Here is an 18,370-nt window from a genome sequence, read left to right as displayed (position 1 = left end):
GCCGACCTCCCGCAGGGACTCGCGCAGCGCCTCGACGACCGCGCCCGGTGAGGGGGACTGGCTGCTCATATCGTCGCCTCCTGACTGTTCGTTCCCGGGTCGCGCTCAGACCTGGCCAGCCGCACCAACTCGGCTGCGTCCAGGCTGTCGAGGTCGAGTTCCTCGTCACCCCACACATCGTCGGGCGGGCCGCTCGCAGGCTCGTCGTCCGGTACCGGGGCAGGCGCGTCGCCAGCGAGTGCCCCGCTGATGTGCGCGGCCAGCAAGGCGGGGCTCGGGTAGTCGAAGACAACGGTGGTGGAGAGTGCCAGCCCGGTTTCGGCGATGAGCCGGTTGCGCAGTTCCACCGCGATGAGCGAGTCGAACCCCAGATCGCGGAAGCCGCGCCGCATGTCGACAGCGCCGCCGCCCAGCGCCGTGGCGACTTCGGCACGGAGCAGTGCGGCTACCGCCTGCTCACGCTCCGGCACGGACAGACCTGACAGGCGGTCTACGAAGGTCGCCCGGGCGGTGGCATCGGGAGCAGCCGGGGATACGGCGCTCACGTGAACCAAGCCGCGTAGCAGCGCGGACAGTTCGGTGGGTCGGTCGGCAAGCGCGGCCCTGTCGACCCGCAGCGGCACGACCGCGGCGTCCGGTGCGGACAGTGCGGCGTCGAACAGGGCGAGGCCCTGTTCGTTCGAGATGGCCGCCATGCCGAGGCGAGCGAGCCGCGCCAGGTCGCCGGCGCCGACCGAGCCGGCCATGCCCGCTTCACGCCACGGCGCCCATGCCATCGCCGTGGCCGGCAGCCCGGCCGCGACGCGCTGTTCGGCCAGCGTGTCCAGGAACGCGTTCGCCGCCGCGTAGTTCGCCTGCCCGGCCGCGCCGAACACCGCCGAGGCGGAGGAGAACAGCACGAAATGGTCGAGGTCGAGGTCCGCGGTGAGCGTGTGCAGGTGCCAGGCCGCGTCCACTTTCGGCCGGAGAACCCCGGCGAGCCGCTCCGGTGTGAGTGCCTCGAGTACTCCGTCGTCCAGTACACCCGCCGCGTGTACGACGCCGGTGAGCGGCCGGTTCGCCGGGATGCCGGCCAGCAGGTCCGCGACAGCGTCCCGGTCGGCGACATCGCACGCGGCGAACGCCACTTCGGCCCCGGATGCGGTGAGCGCGGCTCTGAGTGCGTTCGCGTTCGAGGCGGCCGCGCCTCGCCGGCTGGCCAGCAGCAGCCGGCGCACGCCGTGCATGGTGGCCAGGTGCCGCGCGATCAGGTCGCCGAGCGCACCGCTGGCCCCGGTGATCAGTACGGTGCCGTCCGGCCGCCAGGTCGGAGCCGTGCCTTCGCCGGCGGGCCCGAGCCGGGGCACCGCGATCCGTCCGTTCCGGATGGACGACTGCGGTTCGTCTAGTGTGAGCACAGCTGGCAGAGAGGCGAGCGAGACAGGTGTGCCATCCGTTTCGACGAGCAGTATCCGGCCCGGGTTCTCGCGCTGCGCCGATCGAATCAGCCCGCGCACGGCGGAAAGGTCCAATTCCGGCCCGTCCTCGGTCAGCACCACGAGCCGCGCCGTTCCGCGGTCGCGGCTCAACCAGGCCTGGAGTGCCACGAGTGCCCGCCGGGCCGCGACATGGACCCGCGCGGGCATGTCGTCCTCGCCGCCTGTACGCCACGGCAGAACGACCATGTCCGGGAGGTGGTCCGCCGTGTCGAGCGCGGCCAGGTCAGGAAGCCGGGTGACGGCGCGCCCGTGGTGGGACAACGCCTCGGCCAGGCCGGTGAAAGGCTCGCCCACGATCGCGGCCGAGCCGGTGGCACCGGTTCTCGCGTCGATCGGAATCCAGTCGATGCGCAGCGGGCGCCCAGCCGTGCCGGCCAAGCGGTCGGCGGGCACCGTACGCACGGTCATCTCGTCCACGGTCACGACCGGCTTCCCGGCCGGGTCAGTCAGCTCGACCCGGATGGTGTCCTCCCGCAACCGGGTGATCCGGACCGTCGCAACTGTCGCGCCGGGTTCGTGCACCCGAACCCCGGACCAGGAGAACGGCAGGCGGGGTCCTGCCTCGGCGGTGAAGAAACCGAACACGCCGGCGCCATGCAGGGCCGCGTCGAGCAGTACCGGGTGGACGAGGTGACCGGCGGCGTCCTCGGCGATCCCGACGTCGGCCAGAACGGTTTCGCGGGCAGCCGACACCGCGGTCACACGTCGGAAGGCCGGGCCGTAGCTCAGGCCTGTGGCCGCAAGTCCGCTGTACAGCTCGTCCACCGACAGCTCCGCAGCGGCCTCGACCGGGACAGCTGCAACGGGCGGGGGCGGTGTGCAGGCGGGTACGAGGGCGCCGGAGGCATGCCGGGTCCAGGCCGTCGAACCGTCTTCTCGCGAGTGCACCGTGACGGCGCGGCGTCCCGCGGCGTCCTCGGCTCCGACCTCGATCTGGACGAGCATCGGGTCCTGATCGGTGAGGGTCAAGGGAGCGGCCAGCACCAGCTCCGCCAACTCGCCGGCCCCGACCTCGGCGCCTGCCGCGAGCACGAGTTCTACCAGCGCCGCGCCGGGAACCACGACCGCGCCGGCAACGACGTGGTCGGCCAACCACGGAGCGGCGGCCACCGACAGGGCCGTGGTGAACACTTCGGTGTGTCCGGACAGGGAGATCCTCGCGCCCAGCAGCGGATGTGCCGCGACCCGCAAGCCGAGCGAAGCGGGCGCGGTGCCGGGACGGTGGTCGAGCCAGAACCGGCGGTGCTGGAAGGGATACGTCGGCAAGGGCACTCGCCGCCCCTTCGTCAGCACGGCCGTCCAGTCCACCTCGATCCCGGTGACGTGCAGCCCGGCCAGTCCTGTCATCAGTCCGGCCACCTCCGATCGGTTGTGATGCTGGGCAGGCACGCACCCGATCGGCTCGTTCGCGCACGCCTGCTCGACCAGCGCGGTCAGAACCGGTGCGGGCCCCACCTCGAACGTCGCGGTGACCCCATCGGCCACCAGGGCGCGCACGCCGTCGTGGAAACGCACGGGCGCGCTTGCGTGCTGAATCCAGTAGTCAGGCGAGAGCACCAGATCGTCCTCGGCGAACCGCCCGGTCACGTTGGAAACAAGCGCGATCGTGGGCGGCCGGAAGGTGAGGGTTTCCAACACCGCGCGGAACTCGGCGAGCATCGGCTCCATCAGCGGCGAATGGAAGGCATGGCTGACGTTGAGCCAGGTGGTCCTACGTCCGGCGGAACCGAGCGCGTCGGCGGCCGCAGCGACCGCCGCCTGCGTCCCGGAGAGCACCACGGCGTTCGGCGCGTTCACGGCCGCGAGCGCGACGTCGACAGACCCGGCCGGGAGCAATGCGGCGGCGTGCCGCTCATCGGCTTCCACCGCGACCATCGCACCGCCCGAGGGCAGCGCCTGCATCAGCCGGCCGCGGGCGGCGACCAGCGCGCACGCGTCCGCCAAGCTCAGCACCCCGGCGACGTGCGCTGCGGTTACCTCGCCGATGGAGTGGCCGGCCACCACATCCGGTCGAACGCCCCAACTCTCCACCAGCCGATACATACTGACCTCGAACGCGAACAACGCGGCCTGTGTATAGCCGGTCCGGTCGAGCAGGCGCGCGTCGGTGGACTCCTCGGGAGCGAACATCACCTCCCTGACGGGTCGGTAACCGTGCGGCGCGAGCGAACGGTCCAGTTCCCCGCAGATCTCGTCGAGTGTCTTCGCGAACACCGGGTACCGGGCCGCCAGTTCACGGCCCATCCCGGCCCGCTGGCTGCCCTGCCCGGTGAACAGCACGGCGAGTCGCCCGCCCGACCGGAACTGTCCGCGCACCACACCGGGCGCGGACCGTCCCTCGGCTACGGCAGCCAACCCGGCCCGCAGCGTTCCCTCGTCCGCGCCGACCACGACGGCCCGTTCGGTGAACGCCTCCAACCGGGCGAGGGAGTGCGCGACATCAGCTGGGCCGACAGCCGCGAGCGGGGACTGGAACTGCTCGGCTCGCGCGCGCAACGCCTCGGGGTCATGGGCGCTGAGCACCAGCGCCACCGGGCCCTCACCGTCCCCCGGCGGGGATGGCAACTCGGTTGTCGAGTCGGCCTGTTCGAGGATCACGTGTGCGTTCGTCCCGCTGATTCCGAACGACGACACACCGGCCCGCCTCGGCCGACCGCTCTCCGGCCACGCCACCGACCCCGACGACACGACCTCCACTCCGCCCGCCGCCCAGTCCACATGCGACGACCGCTGCTCGGCGTGCAGAGATCCGGGCACCACGCCGGCGTCCAGGGCGAGCACCATCTTCACCAGACCGGCCACGCCAGCCGCGGCCTGGGTGTGACCGATGTTCGACTTCACCGACCCGAGCAGCAGCGGCGCGGCGACCCGGTCGCGGCCGTACGTCTCCGACAGCGCCCGCACCTCGATCGGGTCACCCAACGCGGTACCGGTACCGTGGCCCTCCACCACATCGACATCCGAGGTCGAAAGGCCGGCGTCGGCGAGAGCGGCCCGGATCACCCGCTGCTGCGCCAGACCGTTCGGTGCGGTCAGGCCGTTGCTGGCGCCGTCCTGGTTCACCGCGGTCCCACGCACCACCGCCAGCACCCGGTGCCCCGACTCCCGCGCCCTTGACAACCGCTCCACCACGACCACACCGACGCCCTCGGCCCATCCCGTGCCATCCGCGCCGTCGCCATAGGACCGGCAGCGACCGTCTGCCGACAGACCACCCTGGCGGCTGAACTCCACGAACGTGAAAGGCGAGGACAGCACAGTGGCGCCGCCGGCCAAGGCGACGTCGCACTCCCCGCCGCACACCGAGCGCACGGCAAGATGGAGGGCCACCAAGGACGAAGAACACGCTGTGTCGATGGTGATCGCAGGTCCCTCGAAGCCGAACCGGTAGGCGACTCGGCCGGACGCGACGCTGCCCGCGCCGCCGGTCATCCGATGGCCGCGCACATGCGGCGGCACACCATCGTAGGCAGCCGCGTAGTCGTGATACATCAGGCCGGTGAAGACCCCCGTCCGGCTTCCTCTCATCCCGCCGACATCGAAGCCGGCCCGCTCCAACGCCTCCCACGACACCTCCAGCAGCAACCGCTGCTGCGGATCCATCGCCACCGCCTCCCGCGGCGACACCCCGAAGAACCCGGCGTCGAAACCTGCGACGTCAGCCAGGAAGCCGCCACATTGAGTCCGCGAACCACCGGGGCCATCCGCATCGGACAACGCGGCAAGGTCCCAGCCCCGATCAGCGGGGAACGGCGAGATCACGTCCACCCCGTCCGACACCAGCCGCCACAGGTCCTCCGGCGAGGCAACGCCCCCGGGCAGACGGCAGGCCATCCCCACGATGACCACCGGATCATCACCGGCAGAGTCGTCCGACACCATCGGGGCATTCTCGGGAGCGGGCCCCCCGTCGGTGAGTGCGCGCATGTGGTTGATGACCGCAGCCGGGGTCGGGTGGTCGAACACGAGGCCGGCCGGGACAGACCGGCCGGTGCGACGTACGAGTCGGTTCCGCAATTCGACTGCACCCGCCGAGTCCAGCCCCAGGTCCTGGAACGTGGCACCGACGTCCAAGCCGGTCGCAGACGGCTGGCCGAGCACTCCGGCCACCTCGGCCAGCACCAGGTCCTTGACCGCCGGGCCCGTGAGCGCGGGCAACGCCGTAGCAGTGGACCGCGCGACAACCGGCTCGTCGCCGAGCCAGAACCGGGAGCGCTGGAACGGGTACGCGGGCAGCACTGTCCGTTCACGAGCCCGCACGCCCAGGTCCGCGAAGACCGTCGGCCAGTCGATCGAAACCCCTCGGGTGTGGAGCGCCGTGAGCGCGGCGAGCAGGGTGGCAACCTCCGGACGGCGCGCTCGGCCCGCGCACGCGAAAAGCGACGCATCGTCGCTGACGCATTCCCTGCCCGCGCCGGTCAGCACCGCATCCGGGCCGACCTCCAGGAAGCGGGTGACACCGTGGGCCCGCGCCGTGCGGACCGCGTCGAGGAAGCGCACGGTGCCTCGCACCTGCCGGACCCAGTAATCAGGTTGGCAGATCTCCTCGGCCGCGATCACCTCGCCGGTCACATCCGACACGATCGGCAGCCGTGGCTGCCGATAGGTGAGGGTTTCCGCCACGGCTTGAAACTCGGCGAGCATCGGGTCCAGGTGTGCCGAGTGGAAAGCATGGCTGACCCGCAACCGCTGGACCCGCCGCCCGGCCGACTCCCACCTGCGTGCCAGCGCCAGCACGGCGTCGCGGTCGCCGGACAGCACGACGGCGGTCGGGCCGTTGACCGCGGCGATGGCCACGCCGTCGGGGAGTTGGCCGAGTTCGGCCTCAGCCACCTCCATGGCCACCATCGCGCCGATCGACGGCAGCGCCTGCATCAGCCGACCACGCGCAGCCACCAGCGTCGCGGCGTCCTCCAGCGACAGCACGCCGGCTGTCCGCGCGGCGGCCAACTCACCGATCGAGTGTCCCATCAGGACGTCTGGCCGCACGCCCCACCGGTCCAGCGTCGCAGCGAGCGCCACCTCGTACGCGAAGAGCGCGGGCTGCGCATACTCGGTTCGGTCGAGCACGTCGGCGTCCGTACCGTCGATTACCTCGCGCAGCGGTCGCGGCAGCAGCGGGTCCAGTCGCGCGGCGACAGCGTCGAACGCGTCCGCAAATGCGGGTACCGCGCGGCGCAGTTCAACGCCCATGCCGAGCCGCTGACTGCCCTGACCGGTGAACAGGAGCGCACATTTCCCGTCATCCACCACATCTGCACGGCCCCCACCGGCGGCCAGGTCGTCAAGCCCTGCGCGCAATGCGGTGAGGTCGCCGGCAACGAATCCGGCACGGTGCGCGAAATGGGTGCGGGTGGATGCCAGCGAGTGCGCGACCGCGGCCGGCGACAGACTCGGGTGAGCGTCCACGTGGGTGAGCAATCGGGATGCCTGATCTCGGACGGCCTGCTCGGTACGGCCGGAGAGCAGCACCGGAAACGGCCCGGACTCGGACTCGGACTTCGAAGCGGACTCGCAGTCGGACTCGGGGTCGGGGTCGGTCGTCGACGGGGTCGGCCATTCGGCCAGTACCAGGTGGCAGTTGGTACCTCCCATGCCGAAGGAACTGACGCCGGCCACCAGCGGACGGCCGGTCGACGTCAGGGGCCGAAGTTCCGTGTTCACCGTCAAGCGGGTGGCAGTCAGGTCGATCTTCGGGTTGGGGGTGCGATAGTTCAGGCTCGGGGTGAGCATCCGATGGTGCAGGCACAGCACGACCTTCAGCAGACCGGCGATGCCGGCCGCGCCTTCCAGGTGACCGAGCACCGTCTTGACCGAGCCGACCGGCAACGGCGCAGTCGCAGGCCGCACCGTTCCCAGCACCGCACCGAGCGAGGCGGCTTCAACCGGATCTCCCGTGGGGGTGCCCGTTCCGTGCAGTTCCACGAAACCGACCTCGGCCGCGTCGACACCGGAGTTGGCGTAGGCAGATCGCAGCAACTCAATCTGGGCATCGGCACTGGGTGAGGTGAGCGAGGGACCGCCGCCGTCGTTGTTCACCGCACCGCCGCGGATCACTCCGAGCACTCTGTCGCCGTCCGCCAGGGCCCGCTCCAGCGGTTTGAGCACCACCATGCCGCCGCCTTCGCCGCGCACGTACCCGGCGGCGCGGGCGTCGAAGGTGTAGGCGCGCCCGTCCGGCGACAACGCCCCGAAGCGGTCCGCGATCACGAACCCGTCGTCGGTGATGTTCAGCTGCACGCCGCCGGCCAGTGCGGTGGTCGCGGCACCCGACCACAAGCTCTCACAGGCCAGCAGCACCGACACAAGCGACGACGACTGTCCTGAGTCGACCGTCATGCTCGGTCCGCGGAGACCGAGCACGTAGGAGATCCGGTTGGCGAGGATGCTCCGGTTGAGGCCCGTGAGGGTGGTGGCACCGGCCTCGGCCGCGCCGCGCTGCCGGCACAGCTCCGCGTAGTCGTCTGTCATCGCACCGAGGAACACGCCCGTACGGCTGTGTCGCAAGGTACTCGGCACGATGCCCGCGTGTTCCAGCGCCTCCCAGGCAAGTTCGAGCGCCAGCCGCTGCTGCGGGTCCATGCTCACTGCCTCGCGCGGCGGGATACCGAAGAATTCGGGGTCGAACCGATCCACCTCGGCCAGGAAGCCACCCATGCGGTCGGCGGGCAGACCCCGGCCGGCCGGGGCGGCGCCGATGGCGCTTCGACCGGACCGCAGCAGGTCCCACAGCCCCTCGACCGTAGAAGCACCTGGCAGCCGACAGGCCAGACCGATCACGGCGATCGGTTCAGGCGCCCTGGGGTCGCTTGCCATTGCCATCGTGATCCTTTCTGAGCCCCTCGGGCAACAACGCGGTTCGAGGCACTGGCATCCCGGCACATCAGGTGTGCGGGCACGCCGGCTCGATCGGTGGTAAGGAGTGCGTCGTGCGTGATCACGATGCCGAAACAGCCCAAGGTGAACGCGGCCGGATCAAAGGAAGTGGTCCGGTTGTGATCCTGTCCTGTGCCTCAGCGACGTCATCGCGTCGCGGACGCTGTCCACCGGATCGTCGAACTCATCCCCGCAGGGTCTGTTCGGCGGCTCCGGCACGCCCGACCGGCCATCCCCCGGACTTGACCGCGGTGCTCATCGCCCCGCCCTCCCCCGGCAGCAGCGGGGTCAACGCGTTGCCACCGAGGCGCTCTCGCAACGCGGGATCCGACACACCCAATCCCGCCGACGGAGCCATGCACAGTATCCCGATCTTGCCGACATGCTCGTTCAACTGCAGTCGGCGGCACGCTTCGGCGGCGTCACCGAGCTGGTAGATCTCCGACAGCACTGGTTTGATGCTCCCGTCTGCGATCAGCCGGGTACACTCGACGGCTTCTTGCAGGTTGGCGCCGTGGCTGCCCATCACGGTCTTCAGCTTCATCCACAGGTACCTGTTGTCATAGCTGTGCTGGTAGCCGGAGCTGGAGCCACAGGTGATCACCACACCTCCGCGGCGAACAACGAACACCGACACGCCGAAGGTGGCTCGACCGGTGTGCTCGAACACGATGTCCGGGTCCCGCCCTACCAGTTCGCGGATCTTCGAGCCCAGCCGCTTACCCAGCCTGATCACTGCATCCGGCTCGGCGGCAGAGTCGCCATCAAGGCCTATCTCGGTACGATCTATGACGAAATCGCATCCCAGCTTGCGTACCGCTTCGGCCTTGCGCGCGGAGCTCACCACGCCGATCGGGATTCCGCCGCCGTTCTTCACCATCTGCACCGCGAAGGCTCCCAAGCCGCCCGCGGCACCCCAGATCAGGACGACGTCGCCCTGCTTGAGTCGCGCGCCATGCTTGCCGACCAGCATTCGATACACCGTGGTGGCGCACAGTGTGTTCGAGGCGGACTCCTCCCAAGTGAGGTGCTTCGGCTTGGGTATCAACTGGCTTGCTCGTACAACCGTGTATTCGGCCATGGAACCGAAGTTGGTTTCGAAACCCCAGGCCCGCTGGTTTTCGCCCATCATCCCGTCGTCATGGGTACCGTGCTCCTGGTCGTCCACCTGTGAGGGGTGGATCACGACCTCGTCACCGATCTTCCACCGGCGCACACCGGAACCGACGCGCACAATGACACCGGCACCGTCGGACCCGATGACATGGTGTGGCTGGTCGTGACGGGTGGCCCAACCGCCCTGTCGCCCGAGCTGTTTCAGGAAATTGAATGTCGGCACGGGCGAGAACATCGCCGACCACACGGAGTTGTAGTTGACCGCGCTCGCCATCACAGCGACAAGCACCTCGTCGGGCGCGATCTCGGGCATGGGCACCTGGCCCACCACCAAGGACTTCCGCACATCCTTGTCAGCGGCATCGCCGAACATGGCGACGTCCTGGGCCCTGAGATAAGCCGCCTTGTACGTGGCAGGCAGGACGGCCCGCTCCAACTCTTCGGGGTCGGCGCCACCATGCAGAGCTTCGCTCAGTTCCATTCCATTACGCTTTCTCCTCTTTCCGATCTCCCGGATCCTGCTTGACGACGGAGGCCGCCGCCGGCGAGGAGGACGGCGGGGTACCGGGCCACCGCGCGCAGCCGCAGCTCGCGGGCGGCCGGCCGGGTGGCACGTCCGAGCCCACGCCACTGGTGGCGCCGAGCCCGGCCACCGGGGGCCGACCGGTCGGTTCCGTTGCCATCCGGTGCCTCCCAGGGCGGGCAGTTGGATGCGGTTCGTCGGGACACGGCGGTACCTGTGGCGCATCGGGCCCCAGTGCGTGCCCGCGTCCGGCTCGCCCGATCATGCTGCCGTCCGATCGGGTGCGGGCGGAGAAGCGGTGGAGGCGACCGGGGCCCGGGCGGCGTGGACCTCAGGCTCGATCCGCTGCACCGTCCTCACTCCACGTGATGAGTCATCGAAAAAGAGGTCGTCCCGGACGAGTCACGAAGAACATCAGCTCAGGGACCGTTTTCCGGCTCATTGCTCCGCGTGCGTGCGCCGAGAGCGTCGAACGAGCGTTTCGGTGCATGCCGGAATCCGGTTGGGATACTCGACGTGATTCGGGCTTGAACAGAGGAGGAACACGGACGGCGTCGCCGCTCCCGGCAGGGAAAGTGTTCCCCTGTCCGGGCATCATGCGCGTTCTGGCGCCCTGCTCGACGGAACGCTGGAAAACCTGCGGGCGTCCGCCATCGTGGTCGATGACGATGGCCTCATCGTCGCGGTCAACGGCGCGGCCCAAAGCCTGCTGGGCAGGGAAGCCTCAGAACTCGTCGGTCAGGACTTCCACGACCTGCTGCACCGGGACAGATACGGGCACTCGGTGCCGCGCACGCGCTGCCGGATGAGGAAGGCCATCCTCACGGGGGACACCAGACATGGCGACGCCGAGTGGTTCGCCTGCGGGGACGGCACTCTCGTCCAGTTGTCCTGGCTGTCACGCCCTACTCACCCGGTCCGGGCGGGACAGGTGCGCCGGCGATGCTGTACGAGCCGAAGCCAGGGGACGTGCGCCACACCGACGGCGGGTACTCCGCGCCGCTGACGGAACTGGACCGCCTGTCCCTGCTGGCGGAGACGACCACGCAGCTCACATCCACCCTGGACGCGGACGAGGCGCTGCACCGGCTGGCGGCCCTGACCGTGCCCCGGCTCGCGGACTGGGTCGTGTTCGACCTGCTCACCGAACGTGACGAAGTACGACGCGTTCTCGTGATGGAGCACAAGGACGGCATTCTCATCGAGCGGGACGACCTGCAGGGCCCGATGCCTCCCGTGCCGGCAGAGTCACCGATGCCCCTGTCACGGGCCCTGCGCGGCGCCGCCTCCTCCCTCGCCGGCCCTGCCACCTACCAAGGTCCGCCCGACTCCGGCACAGCGGTCGAGCAGCAGCGCCTGTCCACCGCGACAGGTATGCACTCCGCCGGCATCGCACCCATTCGCGGGCTGCGGGACGTACTCGGCGCCCTGACCCTGGGCCGCGCCCAGCGTCATGACGCCTTCCCCCCTGCCGACCTGCCGCTGTTGGAGGACCTCACCCGCCGGGCGGGCCTGGCGCTGGACAACGCGCGCCTGTACCAGCGCCAGCGCAAAGTCGCCGAGACCATGCAACGCCACCTGCTGCCCCAGCTGCCCGTCCTGCCCGGGCTGGAGATGACCGCGCGCTACGTACCCGCTCCGGACGCCTCGTCCATGGGCGGTGACTGGTACGACGCCTTCGCTCTGGCCGCCCACGCACTGGCCATCGGCGACGTCGTCGGACACGATCTCGACGCCGCAGCCGGCATGGCGCAGGTCCGCAATATGCTGCGCGCCTTCGCCTGGTCCCACCTCGAGGCCGCACCCAGCGCCGTCGTCACACGGCTCGACGATGCCGTGACGCACATAGCCGAGGTACCCATGGCCACCATGATCCTCGCCAGGCTCACCCTCGGGAATGACACACTGTGGCGCCTACGCTGGACGAACGCCGGCCACCCGCCGCCCCTGCTCATCACCCACGACGGTCAGACCCGCTACCTCGACGAGGCTCACGGCATACTCCTCGGAACCGGGGTCACCAGACCTCGCCCCGACGCCGTCACCGTCCTGCCACCCCAGGCCACGCTCCTGCTCTACACCGACGGACTGGTCGAATCCCCGCACCACTCCATCGATCACGGGCTTGACCGGCTGCGCCGACACGCGGCCTCCCTCGCCCACCGCCCCCTCGACTCCTTCTGCGACTTGCTGCTGGACCAGGTCCGCCCCAGCGACAACGATGACGACGTCGCCATGATCGCGCTGCGCACGCTCCCTCCCGCAGGACCCGCCTGACCCGCGCATGAGGCAAATCGAGTGGGCGGAACGGGAGACTGCCGAAGTTCCTGAGCCGGTGGGCTGAGGCTTCGAACGCCTCTCTCCGCCGCGCGAGAACTGCGCGCTGTGCGGGCCCCGCACTGCCCCGCCGGTGAGCGCAGAACGCGGTGTCCGCGTGCCGGTTCACCGCCGCGGAGGACGGGCACCGTGGGCATGTAGGTCGGAGGCGGCCGGGAGGAGCTGTTTGGTGAAGGCGTACGGCAGATGTCTCGAATGCCTGCACCTGGTCCAGGCGGCTTCTCCAATGGCCCGCATGCGTGGCGGGACAGTGATCGCTCGATCGGATGGTTGAGGCGTGTCACAGGGGTGGAGCGGAACGAGTTGCGGACCGTCCCACTCCTCCTTGCCGAAGGAGCACATCATGCGTGTACGCCGATCCATGGCCGTGACCGCCGGTATGGCTGCGGCCTCCCCGAGCCGCCGGCGGTGGCACCGTGCGGCTGTCGCAGCGGCCGCTGTGTGTGCGCCACGCCGAGTGGCATCCTGGGCACCGCGACGTCCGCAGCGGCTGAGGCGCCCGGCGGCACGGGAGAGATCCGCAACGCCGGCTCCGGTCGGCACATCGGCACCTACGCTCAGGTGCTTGCCGCGTTCACCGATGCGGACTGGCCGGCCTCGTCCGACCGGAGCTGGACCTTCACTCCGCGCGAGCACGGCAGGTACTACAGCATCCGGAGCCCCACCAAGGGAACCTGCTGGACCCGCAGCCGGAAACCGGTAGCCGGCGGCGACTGGGACCGGTACGGCCCATGGGTTGTCACCCCGGCGCCGTGCAGCCCGACCGCGACGAACCAGCAGTCCCAACTGTGCTCGGAGCCTTACCCGGCGCCGCACGGGGCGGTCTCCATCCGCCCCCGGGACGACCTCTCCACCGACCTGAGGCAGACCAGCACCCCCTAGGGCCTGTGTCAGGTCGTGATCATTCTCGGGTTCTGGTCCCGTGCGGGGGCGGCGCCTGGTAGGACGCTGAGTGTGACACGTACGCAACTCACCGACGAGCAGTGGGAGTTCATCGAGCCGTACCTGCCGATAGGCGAGTACGGTCCGTACCCCAAGCGGCTGCGGGAGCAGTTCGAGGGAGTGATCTGGCGGTTCCGGTCCAGCGCCCAGTGGCGCGAGATGCCCTCCGAGTTCGGACCGTGGCCGACGGTCTACGGGCGCTTTCGTGTCTGGCGGGACGCCGGGGTCTTCCCCGCTCTTCTGGAAGGCATGATCGCCGAGGCCGCTCGCCGGGGACAGACGGACTTATCCCTGGTCAGCGTGGACTCCACTACTGCCCGCGCCCACCACGACGCAGCCGGGATGCACCTCGGCAAGGACGTCATGGACGCCCTTGAGGAAGCCGCCGCCGAACAGGAGCGGGCCCGGCAAAAAGGGGCGGCCCGCCGGGACAGAACGGGCAGGACGGCGGGGACGGCCCCGAGCAGGGAGAGCGACGGCGTATCAGACGACGGCGCAAATTCCGGCTGAACCAAGCCCTGCTCGGCAGATCCCGTGGCGGACTGACGAGCAAGATTCATCTCGCCGCGGACCGCAGGTGCCGTCCGCTGTCCCTTGTGCTGACCGCAGGACAGGCCGGTGACAGCCCGCAGTTCGTCCCCGTGTTGCAGAAGATTCGGGTCAGTCTGCCCGTGGGCCGGCCTCGGACCCGGCCCGGTGCTGTCGCCGCGGACAAAGCCTACTCGTCCCGCGCCAACCGCTCTTACCTGCGGAAACGCGGCATCAAGGCAGTCATTCCGGAGAAGAAGGACCAGGCCGCCAACCGGAAGAAGAAGGGCCGCCGAGGCGGCCGCCCACGTGCCACGACAGTGATCTTTACAAGGAGCGGAACACGGTCGAGCGGCTCATCAACAAGCTGAAGGCCTGGCGGGGCATCGCCACTCGATACGACAAGTCGCCCGAGAGCTACCTCGCCGGCCTCCACCTCCGTGCCTCAATGATCTGGATCAACGACCTGCTGAAGGCAACTGGATGATCACAACGTCACACAGGCCCTAGTAGGGCTTGGTCATCTTCTATTCGTGAGTGGCATGTCTGTTGGCCTGCGGGCGTCGTTGGGGTGGTGTGACACCTGAGGAGATGGCGGTGGTCCGGGAGGACCTGGAGGCCTTCACGGCGGAGTTGTTCGACGGGTTCTTCCGTTCTGATCAGCGGCGGTGGGGGCAGGTGTATGTGCGTGGCCTGCTGCTGGAGGGGCGGCGCAAGTCGGTGGAGCCGATGGCGGCCCGTCTCGGTGAGGACGGCAACCGGGTGCGCGAAGCAATGCGCTCACTGACGCCCCACCAACAGCAACCGTGCGTGCGCGACCTCGACGACCGTCAGCGCGCCGAGTCGTGGAAGTCGCAGATGCACTCCGGCAGCTCAAGGAGACTGTCCACCCTGAAGGTCGGCAGTTGCCGGGCCTCTTGTGTCCGCCACTGGATCGTTGCCCACGGCCTCCCGGTGAACGAGCGCCGTAGGCATGCCGGTGGCGACGGCCGGCCGCAGATCGTTGTCGACGCGGTCACCCACGCAGAGGATCTCCTGCGAGGCGAAGGGAGTCACCTCGGCGACGCAACGGAAGAACTTGGCATCCGGCTTGCTGACGTCCCAGTCGTCAGAGGTACCGATGAAGTCGACATCGTCCGAGGAGATCCGGAGCAAGATCGTGCCCGCCCGCACCTTCTGGTTCCCGGCAATGCCCAACCACAGTTCTTCGGCGCGCAGTTGGGCCAGAGCAGGCGCACGCTGGCGTAGAGATCCTCTTCGCCGAATATCTCTGGCTGCCCCGCAGCCACGCGCTTCTCGTGCTCCTCGTACAGGTCGAACCCGGGACAAAACTCCTGGAACACCTCGCGGTGGTCGCAGCCTTGGGCGATGACGGCACCGAACATCGCGTGAAAGGTGTGCCGGGGCACGTCCAGCCAGTCGGCCCAGGTGCCGTACTTGCGGGTCTCGTCCACCAGGCACTCACCGACATCGAACACCACCGCGCACATCACGACGGCGGCGTATCCGGCCATCAGCACAGCCTCATCCGGAGCCAGCAGGTCGACGGCTGCGTCGTCGTCCCGGTCGAGGCCTTGTTCGGGAAACCTTCGCTTGCGCGGAGTCGACACTGTGCCGGCCACAGAGGACGCCGGCATCGCAGGGACAGCACCGACGCGGCGTTCATCATGAGTGCCGTCGGGGACGCCGGGACACCTCCGTCCGCGTGGAGCCGACGACTGGGCCGACGAGGCCGACAGCATGGGCGGCGGGACACCTCCGCTCGGGCGGAGGTGTCCCGCGTGCCGCGCAGCCGCTCGAAGTCGCTGCGGTTTTCCTCTCCGCGCAGGCGGAGGTTTCCGTCGAGCGCGTCGTCGACTACGCGCGCCGCCGCGTTCCCCGGGAGATCTGGCGGCAGATCTGGCCGAACGACCCGCAGAAGCGGCTGGACAAGGAGATTCGGCCTCGCACCGACGTGGTCGGCTTTCCCGTCGGCTGCACCGCCGTGATCCGCCTCGTCAAAGCGGTCCTGGCCGAGCCGATCGACGAGTGACCGTGACCCGCCGCCGCGTGGGGCCTCGTCTGGTCGCGAAGGGCGTCTTCCACCCGGTCGAGTCAGAGTCCGTCGACACCACCCTGCCCAGCGAACTGTCCGTACAGCCTCGGAACGAGATCACCGAGTAGCCGTCGGTACACCCCGGCTTCCCTCTTGATCAGGGCTGAGCGGCGACGGCTCGGCGGTGAGGGATGGCGCCCAGCGTCGCGAGTGACTCGGCGGGGGACGACGTGTGGCCGACCAGGTGCGAAAGCAGCAAAAAAGCCCATATCCCATGACGTCGGTCACAGGGCTACGCGAAACAACTGGCGCGCTTAGTAGACGCGACATGGTACACATCTAGGCATTTGCCCGAATTCTCCCAAATGTGGATGGCGCTGAGCATCCCGGAGTTCCGCCCTGCCGCCCGCGCGCCCATCGCCCCGTGGTGTAAGGCTTCTGACGCGGCGACAGCTCTTCCTCCTGCCGCCATGAGCGGGCCGGAGGTCCGCGCACCGCCCCGGCGAGGCCGTGGAGCCTACGAAGCGTCGTAGTGGTGGGACCCGTTGCGCGTCCTGTGGAGCCGTTCTAAGAATGTCGACCCAGAGGACGTCGCTGCAGTTCGGAACCGGTATTCACGCCGAGTCGACCGCGCGCTGTGGTGCTCGGCGTCACCGAGTCAGTAGGAGCCCCCCACATGAATTCGTTCCGCATGTCCCCGCGACTCCTCGCCCTCGCTCTCGGCCTGGGTCTCGCCTCCAGCGCGCTGGGGGCCGCGGTGCCCGCGAGCGCCCAGCCGGCCGCCCTTGCGTCCGCTTCCGCCGATACCTTCGCGGCGGGGTACGACGGCTCGGCACAGGAGGCCGCGGACAACACGGCGTTCTTCGAGGCCGTGCTCAAGTCGGCCGCCCAGAAGGGCGCCACCCAGACCGCCGGGCAGGCGGTGACCCTTCACTACGACGCCTCCCAGGCGCCGAGCTTCCGATCACAGATAGCGAGCGCGGCCGCGATCTGGAACAGCTCCGAGTCCAACGTCAAGCTCGAAGAGGCTTCGAGCGGGGCCGACTTCTCCTACTACGAGGGCAACGACCCGCGCGGGTCCCACGCCTCTACCGACGGGCATGGAAGAGGCCAGATCTTCCTCGACTACACCCAGACCCAGCAGAACGACTCGATCCGCGTCGTCACCCACGAGACCGGGCACGTGTTGGGCCTGCCAGACGACTACAGCGGGCCGTGCAGCGAGCTGATGTCGGGTGGCGGCCCCGGCCCGTCCTGCACCAACCGCTACCCCAATGCCACTGAGCGCGCGCGCGTCGACGAGCTGTGGGCCGGCGCAGGCGCGCAGGCCCCCGGCACGGTGCTTCAGCCCGTCGGCGGCCCGAGCGCTGCACCGTCGGCAGGGACCGCGACGCCGGGCCACGGTCCGTGGCGTCCGCACCGCCACACGCCCTGGAACTGACCGCGCTCCCGTGGGAAACGGCTCGTTGTCGAGGGTGGTTTCCCGCACATGCCCAGGCCGGTCCTCTGAGCATTCCCGCGGGTCGGCCTCAGGCCCGTTGAAGCTGATCGGAAAATCGACGTGCGGGAGGGCAGGCGGCAGCATCCGGTCCGCTGGCGGACCGGATGGCGGTGAGATGGGCCGGTCAGGCTGATGCCGAGCTGAGCGCGACTTGGTGGCCGAGGGACTGGAGCTGGCGGACGAGATCGCGGGTTTTGCGGGCGGGGTCGAGGTGACGGCGGTGCCGGTCGGCACCGAGCTCCCGGACTCGCCGCACTTCACAGCGGTTCTGGAAGCTGTACGCGTGCCTTGCGACGGGCGCAGCTGTCGGCTACTCGCCAGTGACGCCATCGATGGCCTCGCGGAGGAGATCCGCATGGCCGACGTGGCGGGCGTACTCCTCGATCACGTGCTCGAGGATGAACCGCACATCGGTGTCACCGAATTCCGGGTTCGGCACGATGCGCGCGAGGTCAACGGTCACCTTCGCGAATACCTGCCGCGATTCCTCGCATGCCTTGAGGTAGTCCTCGTAGACGTCCCTGGCCGACGTAGCGTCCGACTCGTCGTACCACTCGCCACCGTCAGCGGTGACGTAGGTGCGATAGGGAAAGAAGCAAGGCGTCGCGCCGGCCAACGTCCGCTGGAACCAGGCACGCTCAACTCCCTGCAGATGGCGCATGAGCCCCAGCAGGGTCAACACCGACGACCGCACAGGACGTAGCCGCAGTTGTTCATCCGAGAGCCCCTCGCACTTCCACAGGAAAGTCGCCCGGTGGTAATCGAGATTCGAGGCGATCACCTCCAGCCACGGGCCCGATACTGCGCGCTCAGGCCGGACGATCTTCTGGACCACGATGTCGCTCACGCAGGAGCCTCCTCACCCGTCATCAAGCTCGGTCGAGTTCGTACGTGCCCACGATCCGAGGACTGGGCGGCGCCTCCACCGACACCTCACCAGCACGTCCGCCCGAGAAGACCTCTCTTCGCAGCGGAACTCATCGCTCGATGCGGCCTCGGGATTGCCCCTCCGAGGCTGCGAGTGGCCAGGTATC

5 protein-coding genes and 5 pseudogenes are annotated in these 18,370 nt (G+C 69.3%); 6 read left to right on the top strand and 4 right to left on the bottom strand.

From position 1 onward, the window contains the following. Window positions 1-65: 65 nt before the first annotated feature. Both ACWC24_RS17405 and ccrA read right to left on the bottom strand, forming a co-directional pair. The gene (locus tag ACWC24_RS17405; RefSeq protein ID WP_450663673.1) at window positions 66-8,294 is read right to left on the bottom strand and encodes a type I polyketide synthase; all 8,229 of its coding nucleotides are present in this window, start codon (window positions 8,292-8,294) and stop codon (window positions 66-68) included. A 244-nt stretch (window positions 8,295-8,538) separates the two neighbouring features. Continuing rightward, window positions 8,539-9,951, bottom strand: coding sequence for a crotonyl-CoA carboxylase/reductase (ccrA, locus tag ACWC24_RS17400; protein ID WP_450663672.1), 1,413 nt, complete (start codon window positions 9,949-9,951; stop codon window positions 8,539-8,541). Between the two features lie 625 nt (window positions 9,952-10,576). On the opposite strand from ccrA, the pseudogene ACWC24_RS17395 reads away from it, so the two are divergent. The 3 pseudogenes from ACWC24_RS17395 to ACWC24_RS17385 all read left to right on the top strand — a co-directional run. Beyond that, a pseudogene (locus ACWC24_RS17395) lies at window positions 10,577-12,270 on the top strand (SpoIIE family protein phosphatase). A 1,014-nt stretch (window positions 12,271-13,284) separates the two neighbouring features. Beyond that, window positions 13,285-14,287, top strand: a pseudogene (locus ACWC24_RS17390) (IS5 family transposase). A 104-nt stretch (window positions 14,288-14,391) separates the two neighbouring features. Beyond that, a pseudogene (locus ACWC24_RS17385) lies at window positions 14,392-14,559 on the top strand (transposase); the annotation flags it as partial. 71 nt (window positions 14,560-14,630) lie between these two features. Here the strand turns inward: ACWC24_RS17385 and ACWC24_RS17380 are convergent. After that, window positions 14,631-15,293, bottom strand: a pseudogene (locus ACWC24_RS17380) (HAD family hydrolase). A gap of 383 nt (window positions 15,294-15,676) precedes the next feature. Between ACWC24_RS17380 and ACWC24_RS17375 the strand changes: the two are divergent. The 3 genes and pseudogenes from ACWC24_RS17375 to snpA all read left to right on the top strand — a co-directional run. Then, window positions 15,677-15,829: pseudogene (locus ACWC24_RS17375) on the top strand (transposase); the annotation flags it as partial. A gap of 5 nt (window positions 15,830-15,834) precedes the next feature. After that, the gene (locus ACWC24_RS17370; protein ID WP_450663671.1) at window positions 15,835-15,963 is read left to right on the top strand and encodes a hypothetical protein; all 129 of its coding nucleotides are present in this window, start codon (window positions 15,835-15,837) and stop codon (window positions 15,961-15,963) included. A gap of 548 nt (window positions 15,964-16,511) precedes the next feature. Further along, window positions 16,512-17,276, top strand: coding sequence for a snapalysin (gene snpA, locus ACWC24_RS17365; protein WP_450663670.1), 765 nt, complete (start codon window positions 16,512-16,514; stop codon window positions 17,274-17,276). Window positions 17,277-17,646: 370 nt separating this feature from the next. Here the strand turns inward: snpA and ACWC24_RS17360 are convergent, their stop codons facing one another. After that, the gene (locus ACWC24_RS17360; RefSeq protein WP_450663669.1) at window positions 17,647-18,183 is read right to left on the bottom strand and encodes a DinB family protein; all 537 of its coding nucleotides are present in this window, start codon (window positions 18,181-18,183) and stop codon (window positions 17,647-17,649) included. Window positions 18,184-18,370: the final 187 nt, after the last annotated feature.

The organism is Streptomyces sp. NPDC001443, from assembly GCF_053597355.1.
Note: the sequence above shows the minus strand (reverse complement) of the source record. Positions and strands in the feature narration are given on the sequence as shown.

Coding starts and splice junctions, on each gene's coding strand:
- ACWC24_RS17405 (WP_450663673.1), bottom strand. CDS start 8,294: ATGGCAAGCGACCCCAGGGCGCCTGAACCGATCGCCGTGATCGGTCTG.
- ccrA (WP_450663672.1), bottom strand. CDS start 9,951: ATGGAACTGAGCGAAGCTCTGCATGGTGGCGCCGACCCCGAAGAGTTG.
- snpA (WP_450663670.1), top strand. CDS start 16,512: ATGAATTCGTTCCGCATGTCCCCGCGACTCCTCGCCCTCGCTCTCGGC.